Source organism: Undibacterium sp. KW1 (assembly GCF_009937955.1).
Taxonomy (GTDB): Bacteria; Pseudomonadota; Gammaproteobacteria; order Burkholderiales; family Burkholderiaceae_D; genus Undibacterium.
The window spans coordinates 4,617,291-4,629,288 of sequence record NZ_AP018439.1; the positions used below are offsets into that span (position 1 = coordinate 4,617,291).

At 55.1% G+C, this 11,998-nt stretch carries 12 protein-coding genes and 1 pseudogene; 3 read left to right on the forward strand and 10 right to left on the reverse strand.

The window, feature by feature from the left end; translation table 11 throughout:
* Window positions 1-13 precede the first annotated feature (13 nt).
* From UNDKW_RS20650 to UNDKW_RS20660, 3 genes and pseudogenes are all read left to right on the forward strand, one after another.
* Window positions 14-1,396 carry an MFS transporter gene (locus tag UNDKW_RS20650; protein ID WP_162060247.1) on the forward strand — a complete coding sequence of 461 codons (1,383 nt, stop codon included), beginning with the start codon at window positions 14-16 and terminating at the stop codon, window positions 1,394-1,396.
* A gap of 154 nt (window positions 1,397-1,550) precedes the next feature.
* Window positions 1,551-1,691, forward strand: coding sequence for a hypothetical protein (locus UNDKW_RS20655; protein WP_162060248.1), 141 nt, complete (start codon window positions 1,551-1,553; stop codon window positions 1,689-1,691).
* Window positions 1,682-1,837 (forward strand): annotated as a pseudogene (locus tag UNDKW_RS20660) (transposase); the annotation flags it as partial. The gene UNDKW_RS20655 and the pseudogene UNDKW_RS20660, both read left to right, overlap by 10 nt.
* A gap of 5 nt (window positions 1,838-1,842) precedes the next feature.
* Here UNDKW_RS20660 and UNDKW_RS20665 read toward each other — a convergent pair.
* The 10 genes from UNDKW_RS20665 to UNDKW_RS20710 all read right to left on the reverse strand — a co-directional run bounded on the left by UNDKW_RS20665 (window position 1,843) and on the right by UNDKW_RS20710 (window position 11,919).
* Complete coding sequence (locus tag UNDKW_RS20665) at window positions 1,843-4,929, reverse strand: sensor histidine kinase (RefSeq protein ID WP_162060249.1); 3,087 nt, start codon at window positions 4,927-4,929, stop codon at window positions 1,843-1,845.
* A 140-nt stretch (window positions 4,930-5,069) separates the two neighbouring features.
* Window positions 5,070-5,693 (reverse strand): YoaK family protein, encoded by a 624-nt coding sequence (locus UNDKW_RS20670; protein ID WP_370529043.1) that lies wholly within the window; start codon window positions 5,691-5,693, stop codon window positions 5,070-5,072.
* Window positions 5,690-6,106: a DoxX family protein gene (locus UNDKW_RS20675; protein ID WP_162060250.1), complete on the reverse strand. Its 417-nt coding sequence runs from the start codon at window positions 6,104-6,106 to the stop codon at window positions 5,690-5,692. The genes UNDKW_RS20670 and UNDKW_RS20675 overlap by 4 nt, the downstream gene beginning before the upstream one ends.
* 10 nt (window positions 6,107-6,116) lie before the next feature.
* Window positions 6,117-6,269: a DUF1427 family protein gene (locus tag UNDKW_RS20680; protein ID WP_162060251.1), complete on the reverse strand. Its 153-nt coding sequence runs from the start codon at window positions 6,267-6,269 to the stop codon at window positions 6,117-6,119.
* A gap of 1 nt (window position 6,270) precedes the next feature.
* A complete protein-coding gene (locus tag UNDKW_RS20685; protein ID WP_162060252.1) occupies window positions 6,271-6,498 on the reverse strand; it encodes a DUF1427 family protein in 228 nt (75 codons plus the stop codon).
* Window positions 6,499-6,508: 10 nt separating this feature from the next.
* A complete protein-coding gene (locus tag UNDKW_RS20690; RefSeq protein WP_162060253.1) occupies window positions 6,509-8,359 on the reverse strand; it encodes an amidohydrolase in 1,851 nt (616 codons plus the stop codon).
* Between the two features lie 80 nt (window positions 8,360-8,439).
* Entirely contained in the window at window positions 8,440-9,093 is a 654-nt protein-coding gene (locus tag UNDKW_RS20695; RefSeq protein ID WP_162060254.1) for a hydrolase, read from the reverse strand.
* A gap of 102 nt (window positions 9,094-9,195) precedes the next feature.
* Window positions 9,196-10,632 carry a catalase gene (locus tag UNDKW_RS20700; RefSeq protein ID WP_162060255.1) on the reverse strand — a complete coding sequence of 479 codons (1,437 nt, stop codon included), beginning with the start codon at window positions 10,630-10,632 and terminating at the stop codon, window positions 9,196-9,198.
* Between the two features lie 41 nt (window positions 10,633-10,673).
* On the reverse strand, window positions 10,674-11,072 hold the full coding sequence (locus UNDKW_RS20705; protein WP_162060256.1) for a hypothetical protein: 399 nt from the start codon (window positions 11,070-11,072) through the stop codon (window positions 10,674-10,676).
* A gap of 22 nt (window positions 11,073-11,094) precedes the next feature.
* The gene (locus UNDKW_RS20710) at window positions 11,095-11,919 is read right to left on the reverse strand and encodes an alpha/beta fold hydrolase (RefSeq protein ID WP_232063443.1); all 825 of its coding nucleotides are present in this window, start codon (window positions 11,917-11,919) and stop codon (window positions 11,095-11,097) included.
* Window positions 11,920-11,998: the final 79 nt, after the last annotated feature.

Below are 11,998 nucleotides of genomic sequence, written 5' to 3' on the forward strand. Positions count from 1 at the left end.
GCCACGAATCAGCATGCGTGACAGTGCACATCTGGCCGGGGTAGTCGATACCGGCATCAAGGACAGCCCACGCTATAGCGTGGGGACTTTGCACTATACGAGCTTTGGTTTGTTCGCCGCTATCTTGTGGCTGCTGGTGGGCGAACTGGGCATTGCCATGCGCGACCGTTCTGCCCTGCCCAGTGGGCTGGAATTTTTGCGACTGAATGCCGCTTCGGATACGACTACATCCTTGCTGATATCAACCGTGCCTGCAGTGTTGAGTCTGTTGCTGTTACCGCTGATAGGCTACCATTCTGACCGTCTTCGCACACGCTGGGGGCGACGGCGCCCATTCCTGATGGCTATCGCGCCGGTTGGTGCGGCAGCTGTGATTGGCCTAGCGTTATCTTCCGATATGGGCCTATGGACGCATGAGCAACTTGCAAGCCTGTCGCCCGGTGTGCGCATCTGTAATCTGGCATATTTTTGCGTGTTCTGGACCATCTTTGAATGCACGGCCATTAGCACTTTGGCCCTGTTCAGCGGTTTGGTAAACGATGTCATGCCGCACCGCTTTCTTGGCAGATTTTATGCAGGTTTTCGTATCGTCGGCCTGAGTATAGGCATAGCCTTCAACAGCTTTGTATTCGCCCTGACTGAAAACTATTTGCGCGAGATATTGCTTACCGTTGGCCTGGTGTTTGGCGGTTCAGTATTGCTGATGTGCGTGATGGTAAAAGAAGGTACTTACCCGGATGAAGTGGGTACCGACTTGAACGCAAAGCCGGTGTCGTTTGCCGTGCCACGAGCGCATATTCTGGAATGCTTTTCTCGTCCCTTTTTCCTGTGGGCAGTTGCTGCCTTCATGCTGGCCAGCGTGACCTTCAGCCCCTTCCACACTTTTTGCCAGTTCTATGCAGGTACGCTGGGCATCTCCAAGGCTACCCTTGGCACCCTGACTGCGTATTCGTATGGAGTGTCTATCTTCCTGGCATTTGGCATAGGGTGGCTGGTTGATCGCTACGGCGCCATATTGATCTCTGCCATCATGATGAGTCTGTATTTTGTGGTAGCAGCCACGGGCTATCTGTGGATGGACGGTGAGCAGAACTTTCTTATTTTTTATGTCGCCCATGTGGTTGTTTCTGGTGCTTATTACACGGCGGCAGCCTCCATGCCTATGGCCTTGTTTCCCAGCGCACAGTTTGTCCGGTATAACTCCAGTAAAGATGTCATGGTCACTCTTGCCGTCATCCTGGGAAGCAGCATACAAGGGCCGGCGCTGGACATGTCCGGCCATAACTATCATCTGACACTTTTGAGTGCGGCCCTGTTTTCGCTATTATGTGTCATGTGCCTGGCACGCCTGCATGTACGAAAAACAGTTCAAGTGCGCTTGGTAACTGAAACGTAGTCACAAAGCGTAACAGTAAGTATGGCCGATTTTCAATATCATGCTGCGATGACTCACGCATTTGTGTGGGCGACCAATTCGCACCAGGATAATGACAAAAAATAATATTCTTTTGCTATCGACCGAGCTGAGCTTTGCCTACCCGGAGTAAGCCTTGTTCAGTAACTGGTCTGGTGAGATTACTCCAGGCGTTACCCTAATATACGGTGGTGATGGCCGTGGCAAGACCAGTTTGCTGCAATTGCTGGCCGGTGTATTGCCAGTGCAAGAGGGGCAGTTGCAGATATGTGTTTGAGCGTTCCTCCAAAGCATTCAGTGTCGAATGTTGTGGGATTCATGAAAGGTAAGAGTGCAATTTCGATAGCCAGACACTTTGGTGGGAGGCAAAAAAATTTCACAGGAGAAGTATTTTGGGCAAGAGGCTACAATTTCCAAACCTTAATATCTTACCATCCCCTGTACTTCGCCACCCATGCAAATCTCCGCCCTCGCTCAAACGCCGCCCCCACCGGCATGGTATATGCCAGACTCGCTGGCAGCCTGACCTGTATCGCCGTGCCTTCGCCTGCCACTGATTTCATGAGGTAGTTTGCGCCCATGGCCTCTGCGCGTTCTTTCATGCCGACCAGTCCCCAGTGGCCTTCGCGCTGACCAGTTTCGGCAATGGCGGTGGGCAAGCCCTGGCCGTTGTCGGCGATGCGTAGGGTGAAATGGTCGCGCTGGTATTCGAGTTCTAGCGTCACACTGCTGGCGTTGGAATGGCGGGCTGCGTTGAGCAGAGCTTCGCGGGCGATGGCGTGGATTTCATTACGTATGGGTTCGCACAGCCAGTGTGGCTTGCCGCGCTGGATGAGAGTGAAGCGTTCATTGAGCAGGATGCTGCCGTATTGCTGGAGTGCATCTTCGAGTTCTTCGGGCACGGATTCGCTGCGCAGGTCCATAATGTGTTCGCGACCTTCGACCATCAATTGGTCGGCCAGGTCCAGGGTTTGTTCTAGCTTGGCTCGTTCTTCTGAATCGCTGGGCAGGCGTCGGGCCTGGCTGTCAAAATACATGATCAGGCCTTGCACGCTTTGCAGCAGCGTGTCGTGCAGGCCGCGTGCGATGCGGGCGCGTTCTGCCAGTCTTTCGTGCATGAGGTCTTGCATATGGGCGGTCAGATAGCGTATGCGCAACAGGTAGATAACATACAGAAATGCAGCGGCGAGTGCGATTAACAAAGCGATGAACCAGGGTGTTTCTGTGAAGACGGGGGTGATGCCTATCTGCATGGTCGCGCCTTGCTCGTTCCAGACGCCATCTTCATTGGCGGCCTTGACCATGAAACGGTAATTGCCCGGTGGCAGATTGGTGTAGAAGGCTTCGCGCCGTCCCTGCGGGTCTTGCCAGCCTTTGTCATAGCCTTGCAACTGATAAAGAAAGCGGATGCGCTCCGGCATGCTGAGGCTGAGCGCGGTAAAGCTGATCTGTATATCACGCTCTTCTTTTGGCAATTGCAGTGCTGTCTGTGCAGCGTAGTCTTTGCCCGCCGCGTGGATGGCGGTAATCTGTACAGATGGCGGCAATGCGTTGCGGGCGATATACTGGGGGTTGATGCTGGCGATTTCGCTGGCGGTAGAGAACCAAAGTCTGCCATCACTGCCTTCGATGAGCGAAGGTAGTGGGCGCAATTGCGGTGCGCTGCCGAGCAAACCATCAAGTGCAGTGAAGCGTTCATGGTTTACAGCATGGGTGGGCTCACGCAATAGCTGTTCGACTTCTTTGGCAGGGATATGGACAATGCCGTCGGCGCTGTGCAGCCACAGGTCGCCAGTAGCGGTGCGGACGATGCCGGAGATGCCACGCAGAGGCTGCCCGCCGCTGACGGTGACGGGTATAAAAAGTTGACCATCGCGCTTACCATCACGCTTGCGGTCGTAGATAGCCAGACCAAATTCGCCACCGGCCCAGAGCCGCTCTTCATCCGTTTGCAGGGCCAGTACATTGCCGAGCGCCAGTCCCTGGGCATCGCCAAAGACTTGCACACTGTTGCCGTCAATTAGGGCGATGTGATTAAACAAATACCCAGCCCAGATGCGGCCTGCGGCATCTTTGGTCAGACTCATGACATTGTCCGTGGGTAGGCCATGAAGACCGCTTTGCAATTGCCATTGACCATCGTCTATGCGGAACAGCCCCTTGCGGAAAACCGATGCCCATTGCTGATGCGGGTTGACGACGAGCATGGCTTGCACCTGGTTGCCAGCAAGTTCGGTGGGCATGGTCACGGCGCTGAACTTGCTGGCGTCATCACGCCGCCACAGGGCGGTGTCATTACCTAGCCAGAGTTTGCCATCGTCTGCACGATAGGCCACGCTGAAATACCCTTCCCGCTCGCTATGGTAACCACCGTTGGGATTAAAGCGGCGTACATCGCCCGCAAAGTCAGAGGTGAGGATGTCACCATTGCCCGCGCTGACGATGGCAGGATGGTCGAATGGCAGCGCTACCGGCAAAATCTGCAGGCGGTTGCGGCGCAGGCGGTCTAGCCCGTGGGACGTGCCTATCCAGATATTGCCTTCCCTGTCCTGGAAAAAAGTTTGCGGCAGCGGGCCGCTCATGCCGCTGTCTTTGGTCAGAAGCTGGTCGGTGCCGCTGCTGGCTGGCCAGGGAGCCCGGCGGCGTTCGAGCGCGTGCGTGCGCAATATCCACATGACGCCTTCGCGGTCAAAGAACATGCCGTTGCCTTCTATCTCGGGCTTGGGTGCGGGCTCAGGTGCAGGATATCCTGCCGGGGCGCTGGCATACATGCGGTAGAATTTATAGGTACCGTCCGATGCCCACAGCGTACCGTCGGGGCTTTCTGCCATGGCCATTAAATCGAGCCTGGGCCAGGCCTGGGTATAGCGGGCTTCACCCGGCTGGCGATAATAGATGCCCCCCTGGACTGATACCCATTGCACACCGGCCTTGTCAAACAGGATTTGCCTGGCCAGGATACGCGGCAAGCCGGTCTCTGGGCTAACGGCCTTGAACCGCAGTGCGCCTGGCGTCAGTGATGCCAGACCTTCACGGGTGGCAGCCCAGATGGTGCCGTCTGGGCCCAGGGTCATGCTCATGACGGTGCCGCCCGGAAGACCGTCTGTCTCAGTAAAGTTGCGTACGCTGCCGTTATTGAACATGCTAATGCCACCCAGACGGTAACCTACCCACAGGCTGCCATCGGGGGGAGCAAGCAAACCCAGCACATTGCTGGAACGCAGGACATGGCCCTGAACTTTATCCATGCGTTCAAAGCGCACCCCATCAAAGCGGAACAGGCCTGTGGGCGTGGCCATCCACAACCAGCCATCGGTGGTCTGGGCAAACTTGAGTACATCGACAGGCGCGCCGTTGAGGCCGTTCCAGGCGGTATGGGTATAGTCAGACAGCAGGCGGCTGGGTTGGGCCGATGTCTTTGCCGTCTGCGCAAAAGAGGGTGAAGAAAATAAGAAGCTGAACAACAGCGCAGCCAAGTTGGTTTTTAGCAAGGTCTGCGAACGGGTAAAAGGCACTTGGTTAATCCTGAGCGATAAATGATTAATCTACAGGCCACAGTCTAACCAAGTTTGCACAGCTACGACAATTGATGTCGTATTACTTTTTACTTCACCTCATGTCGGTTCAGAGAACCTCAGCCAAATCATACACAATATCAGTAGTGGTAAACCCAGCGAAAGAAAACCCACGTATAGATAGACAAACGCGCCACCCACTGCCCCACGCCAAAGGCCAGCACTGGCCACAAGAATTTCCACAGGCGGGCCTTGGTGCCTGCGGCAGCGCTGCCCCTGAGAATATCCACCAGATCAATCACGATCTGGGTGACATTGCCTGTCATTACGGTGGTGGGCGCCAGCTCGGTCCAGACCAGGCGGCTGGCCGCATTTTGCACACCCATGGCGGCGGCACCAGCGATGCCTGCCAGCAAGGGTAGAACAGCATCGGTGCTTTGCACAGGGGTGGACAAGTAACCCAGCAACATAAAGACCAGCAAGAACAGTAACTGCATACCTGTCAGTGCGCGGGCTGCAGATTTGCCGCTGGCTTCGAGCTTGACGGCGATGATACGCGACAAGGCCACTGCCAGGATAAAGGAAGGGAAAGCCAGAAACTTGATCAGCACACCATGGCTGGGGTGGGCGAGCTCACTACCAATGAGCACAAAGTTGCCAGTCACATGGGCGGTGAACAGGCCAAACAAGGCAACAAAACCGACGGTATCGACATAGCCTGCGGTAGAACCCAGGGCAATGCCCAGCGTGTGTTTGCTTGTCATGCAGATTTACCCTTGCTCAATGAATAGGCGCCCGGCCCGGCCAGGGCGATACTGCCAAAGATGATGAGCAGCAGCCAGCCGAACTGGCCTTCGGCGATGCTCCAGCCAGGGTGTACTGCCAACATGGACACCAGCAGCAAAATGATGATGGGAAGGCAGGCCAGCCTTGTCAAGATGCCTGCTGCAATCAACATTGGGCAGACAATTTCTGCCAGCAGAGCCAGCCACAACGTCAGGCTGCGGCCCAGATGTATGGGGTCATCGATATGTGCCAGCTCGGTGCTGTAATGCAGGAGCTTGGGCAAGCCATGCACGTACAAGAGCATGAAGGCACCTGCCAACCGGAGGAAGAGCAAACCCAGGTCAGGTTTGGCTGGCATGGACAGCCGCTGGAAGGAACCCATCACTTTCATGGTATGCCTTTCAGGCGAACTGCCCAGCCGCAAGATAACCTACCGTCATGGCGACAACCAGCAAAGCACCGATGGGTGTAGGCGGTGCTGGCGAAGGAATATCCAGCCAGCGACACAAGCCACCAATAGCCAGACCCAGTAATGCACCTATTGCGATATCCATATCAAGCCCCTTTCTCTTTATCTAGTGCATGACCGCCACACAAGGCCTTGTGTTTCGCTTCCTGCGCCTGGGTGTAACGGTCAACCAGCCAGTAACCCAGGCTCATGGTCAACACCAGGAAAGCCCCGCTCAAAACAGGTGGAGATGGCACAGGTATGTGCAGCAAGTTACAGCCCGCACCCGTGACAAAGGAAATTACCAGGCCCAACAAAATTTTTGAATAACGCATCGCCTATTCCTTAAAAAGCAAAACAACTGCAACCCAGCGCGCCCCAGAACCCTGAAAAATCTGATACTGGTACATTTGCGCCGCGCGCCACATCATGCCGGTGTACATGTACACCACAAGCGCCACGACAATGGTGCGGCAAGGCTGTTTTTTGTGTGCCTGGCACAGCGCGATAATGACCACTGACCTTGGTCACTGGCGACCAGTCTGGCAACACAGGTATGGCTGGTGGCGACAGCGGACTAAATTCTGCCGCTCCATACACAATCTTGCCATCGACAATGGTGAGTACCGCTTCTATGTGTTTGATGCTGTCTTCAGGTACACTGAAATAGTCAGCAGAGAGCACAGCCAGATCGGCGAACTGGCCTTCCTTGATCTGGCCTTTTTTACCCTGCTCATTAGAGAACCAGCTACTGCCCAGCGTCCATAATTCCAGCGCATCATCGCGTGACAATTGGGCATTGACACTGGCCAGGCGCATGCCGCCAACGGTACGACCAGAGACCAGCCAGTACAGCGCAGTCCATGGGTTGTAGCTGGCCACACGGGTGGCATCGGTGCCTGCACCGACGGGCACACCCATCTCCAGCATCTTGGCGACAGGCGGTGTCGCGCGGGCTGCGTCGGCACCATAACGTTCTACAAAATACTCGCCCTGGAAAGCCATTCTGTGCTGAATGGCGATGCCACCACCGAGCTTACGCACGCGTTCTATATTGCGCTCCGAAATCGTTTCGGCATGATCAAACATCCAATGCAGGCCATCGAAAGGAATCTCACGGTTGACCTTCTCAAACACATCCAGCATGCGGCTGATGGATTCGTCATAAGTCGCATGCAGACGGAAAGGCCAGCGCTGGCTGACGAGATGGCGCACGACTTTTTCCAGCTCATCTTCCATGCCTGCGGCCAGTTCGGGGCGTGGCTCCAGGAAGTCTTCAAAGTCGGCGGCGGAAAATACCAGCATCTCGCCCGCGCCATTGTGACGGTAAAAATCGCTGCCATCGCCGGGTTTGACCATGTCGGTCCAGCGCTCAAAGTCTTGTAGCTCTTGTCCCTTGTTCTGGGTGAACAGGTTGTAGGCGATGCGTATGGTGAGCTGCTGGTCTTTGGCGAGCTGGTCTATGATGGCATAGTCTTCAGGATAATTCTGGAAGCCGCCACCGGCGTCAATGGCACTGGTCAAACCCAGGCGGTTCAGCTCGCGCATGAACTGACGGGTGGAATTGACTTGCAAGTCCAGCGGCAGTTTGGGGCCTTTGGCCAGGGTGGCGTACAGTATCATCGCATTTGGTTTGGCGATGAGCATGCCGGTAGGGTTGCCTGCGGCATCGCGCTGAATTTCGCCACCCGGTGGGTTGGGTGTATCTTTGGTGTAGCCTACTGCGCGCAAGGCGGCGCGGTTGAGCAGCGCCCTGTCGTACAGGTGCAGGATAAACACTGGTGTATCTGGCGCAGCGGCATTGATTTCATCCAGCGTGGGCATGCGTTTTTCAGCGAACTGGAACTCAGTCCAGCCACCCACTACCCTCACCCATTGCGGCTGCGGCGTGCGCAGCGCCTGTTCTTTCAACATGCGCAAGGCATCGGCCAGGGAGGGCACGCCTTCCCAGCGCAATTCGAGATTGTAGTTAAGGCCACCGCGTATCAGGTGGATATGTGAATCGTTCAGACCGGGGATGACGCAGCGTTTTTTCAGGTCGATGACTTTGGTGCTGTCGGCCTTGAAGCGCATGACGCTCTCTGTATCACCAACCGCCAGGAACTTGCCATCCTTGATGGCGACTGCACTAGCGAGCGGCTGGCTGCGGTCTACCGTGTGGAACTGGCCGTTATGGAGTATCAGATCTGCGTGCATGGTGCTTACCTCTTGGAAAATCATCATTGACCCGGCAGTTTTCAACCACCGGATCATTAAAAGCAAAAGCAAGTAGAAAATTAATGCCCTTCACTGGCATTGAACATGCTCTTTGCATAGATCAATCCGAGACCATAACCGCCGCCGTGGGTAATGGCAGTAGATACGGTTTGATTGTAAGTCTCGCCGCGCGCCCAGTCACGCTGCAATTCAAGCAGGTATTGCAACGATGTCATAGGACGTGCGCCCATTTGTATCATGCGTTCCATGGCGCGCTGGTGGGCTTCGTCAGAGACATCACCGCAGGCGTCGGCGATGACATACACTTCAAAACCTTGTTCCAGCGCTGAGATAGCCGGGCCAACGATGCAGACAGATGTCCACAGGCCAGCCAGCACGATCCTGTCCTTGCCCTTGGCATTGACGAGTTCGGCAATGCGGCCATCTTCCCAGGTGTTCATGCTGGTGCGGTCAACGATTTTTTCACCCGGGAAGACGGCTTTGATTTCTTCAAAAATGGGGCCGGAAAAAGATTTCTCGGCCACAGTCGTCAGGATCGTGGCGACCGAGAATTCCTTGGCAGCCTTGGCCACGAGGGCGGCATTATTGCGCAATGTTACCGCGTCTATGGATTTGGTGGCAAAAGCCATTTGCGGCTGATGATCAATCATGATCAGGGTGTGGTTAGTCGGGTTCAACAGGGCTTTACCTGGTTCTGCTTTAGCGGTAGGCATGATGTTTTCCTTCGTTTAATTGAGAGTGGATTAATGTGTCAAAAAGTATTGGTACATGTATTGCGTGAACTACCCTGGTTCGTCTTCTCTGCCTGCGCATGCCTAACTGGCCAGTGCCGCCAGCGCCGCGCCAACACCCGCACCATAGGCTGGATCGGCCTTGCTGCAATTGCTGATATGGCGCTGTTGAATTTCTGCTGCCACGCCATTGAGCGAACGTGCCGTGTTTTCAAACAAGAGTTGCTGCTTGTCACTGCTGAGCAAGCGGAACAGGGCACCTGGCTGGCTGTAGTAATCTTCATCAACATGATGATCCCAGTGACCTGCCGCACCCTCCAGCGCCAGCAATGGCTCGGCAAAAGCTGGTTGTTGCTGCCACGCGCCTTTGGAATTGGGCTCGTAAGCGATCAGACCACCATGATTGCCATCGACCCGGCCAGCACCATCGCGGTGGTAACTGTTGAAAGGGCATTTTGGCGCATTCACCGGTATCTGGTGATGGTTGACACCAAGGCGGTAGCGCTGTGCGTCGCCATAGGCAAACAGGCGCGACTGCAGCATGCGGTCTGGCGAAAAGCCAATGCCCGGCACGACATTGGCAGGTGAAAATGCGGCTTGCTCAACATCAGAAAAATAGTTGTCAGGGTTGCGGTTCAATTCCAGCACACCCACATCGATGAGCGGGTAATCCTTGTGTGGCCACACCTTGCTCAGATCAAAGGGGTTGATGTGATAGGTGGCTGCATCTTTTTCTGGCATGACCTGTATCTTCAAGTTCCAACGCGGGAAATCGCCATGCTCTATGCTATGGAACAGATCACGCTGGGCACTTTCACGGTCTTGCCCTATCAATTTCTCCGCCTCGGCATCGGTGAGATTAACAATGCCCTGCTGGCAGACAAAATGGAACTTGACCCAGTGCCTTTCATTGGCGGCGTTCAACATGCTGAATGTGTGGCTGCCAAAGCCATGCATGTGGCGGTAGCTGGCCGGTATGCCACGGTCACTCATGACGATGGTGATCTGGTGCAGAGCTTCTGGCATCAGAGTCCAGTAGTCCCAGTTATTATCAGCGCTGCGCAAGTTGGTGCGGGGGTCGCGTTTTACCGCATGATTCAAATCAGGAAATTTGAGTGGGTCGCGCATGAAGAACACCGGGGTATTATTGCCCACCACGTCCCAGTTACCTTCTTCGGTATAGAACTTGACGGCAAAACCGCGGATGTCGCGCTCAGCATCGGCAGCACCGCGCTCACCGGCGACGGTAGAAAACCGCATAAAAATGTCTGTCTTCTTGCCCACTTCAGCAAACAGCCTGGCCTTGCTGAAAGCAGAAATATCGTGCGTCACGGTAAAAGTGCCAAATGCACCTGAACCTTTGGCGTGCATGCGGCGTTCTGGTATCACTTCACGGTTGAAGTGCGCCATTTTTTCAAGATGCCAGATATCTTGCAGTAGCAGCGGGCCGCGCAGGCCTGCACTCTGGGTATTCTGGTTATCGACTACCGGCGCACCGGCAGCGGTGGTGAGTTTATTCATGACATTTCTCGCGTCTTGTTGTGCGTCTTGTGTTGTGCATCTTATTGCGGCTCTGTCTGGTTGGCCTTATCGTTCACCAGTATCAGGCGGCGTCCAAAAAACTTGGCATCTAGGGAATAAGCCCCCGGCCCCAGCAAACCCGATGCGATGGCATTGGCGATGACCAGACCAAACATGGGCAGCAGAGGCTGTATTTGCGACCCATGATTTAACAGGCAAAATGCCGCCATCGCCGCGCACAGCAAGGCAAGCAGCGGCGTTAGTATGCCTACGCAAAGCAGCACTGCCGTCGCCTGTGCCAGCCATTCCATCCAGTCGACCAACACTGGCCTGGCACAGCAAGCGCTGACCGCAGGAAGCTGCAAGGCCACAACAACGCGCAGTATCAGCAAACCTGCCCCGGCCCGGCCAGCCGGGAACATGGAATAAAGTCTTTGCATCGCTGGTCTGGCTTCGCTGTGCTTAAGCCTTGATAAAGTTCAACATGTCTTTGTTAAACTGGTCTTTGTGGGTGTCCGTCAAGCCATGCGGTGCGCCTGCGTAGACCAGCAGTTTGGAATTCTTGACAAGCTTGGCAGCGGCGCGACCTGAGGCGTCGATAGGTACGATCTGATCATCGTCACCATGCACGATCAATGTCGGGATATCAAACTTCTTCAGGTCTTCTCTGAAGTCTGTTTCCGAGAATGCCTTGATGGAGTCGTAGGTATTCTTGTGCCCTGCCTGCATGCCCTGCGCCCACCAGGAGTACACCAGTCCTTGCGACACTTTGGCACCAGGACGATTAAAGCCGTAGAAAGGCCCGCCTGCCAGGTCCAGATACAATTGAGCACGATTGGCCAGTGAACCAGCACGCAAGCCATCAAACACAGACATAGGCAAGCCACCAGGGTTGGTATCAGTCTTTAACATCAAAGGTGGCACAGCCGAGATAAGGCCCGCTTTTGCGAGGCGCTTGGTACCATGGCGGCCAATATAACGCGCCACTTCGCCACCGCCGGTAGAGAAACCGAACAGGACCACGTTTTTCAGATCCAGCAACTCGATCAACTGCGCCAGGTCGTCGGCGTAGTGGTCCATGTCGTTGCCGTCCCATGGCTGACTGGAGCGACCATGGCCACGGCGGTCGTGAGCGATACAGCGAAAACCTTGTGAGGCCAGGAAGATCATTTGCGATTCCCAGCTATCAGAATTCAATGGCCAGCCATGGCAAAAAACGACGGGCTGACCTGAACCCCAGTCCTTGTAATAGATATCGGTACCATCTTTGGTTTTGAAGTAAGCCATTTTTTTCTCTCCGTGAAAGTGAGCTGGTGCGGTGGGATGGATCGCCTGATCGGCGGGAACTGCCATGACGCCAAAAGGA

What these genes read in the sequence shown, in the direction of transcription:
- UNDKW_RS20650 (WP_162060247.1), top strand. Translation starts at nt 14, where the DNA reads ATGCGTGACAGTGCACATCTGGCCGGGGTAGTCGATACCGGCATCAAG.
- UNDKW_RS20670 (WP_370529043.1), bottom strand. Translation starts at nt 5,693, where the DNA reads ATGACAAGCAAACACACGCTGGGCATTGCCCTGGGTTCTACCGCAGGC.
- UNDKW_RS20675 (WP_162060250.1), bottom strand. Translation starts at nt 6,106, where the DNA reads ATGAAAGTGATGGGTTCCTTCCAGCGGCTGTCCATGCCAGCCAAACCT.
- UNDKW_RS20680 (WP_162060251.1), bottom strand. Translation starts at nt 6,269, where the DNA reads ATGGATATCGCAATAGGTGCATTACTGGGTCTGGCTATTGGTGGCTTG.
- UNDKW_RS20685 (WP_162060252.1), bottom strand. Translation starts at nt 6,498, where the DNA reads ATGCGTTATTCAAAAATTTTGTTGGGCCTGGTAATTTCCTTTGTCACG.
- UNDKW_RS20690 (WP_162060253.1), bottom strand. Translation starts at nt 8,359, where the DNA reads ATGCACGCAGATCTGATACTCCATAACGGCCAGTTCCACACGGTAGAC.
- UNDKW_RS20695 (WP_162060254.1), bottom strand. Translation starts at nt 9,093, where the DNA reads ATGCCTACCGCTAAAGCAGAACCAGGTAAAGCCCTGTTGAACCCGACT.
- UNDKW_RS20700 (WP_162060255.1), bottom strand. Translation starts at nt 10,632, where the DNA reads ATGAATAAACTCACCACCGCTGCCGGTGCGCCGGTAGTCGATAACCAG.
- UNDKW_RS20705 (WP_162060256.1), bottom strand. Translation starts at nt 11,072, where the DNA reads ATGCAAAGACTTTATTCCATGTTCCCGGCTGGCCGGGCCGGGGCAGGT.
- UNDKW_RS20710 (WP_232063443.1), bottom strand. Translation starts at nt 11,919, where the DNA reads ATGGCTTACTTCAAAACCAAAGATGGTACCGATATCTATTACAAGGAC.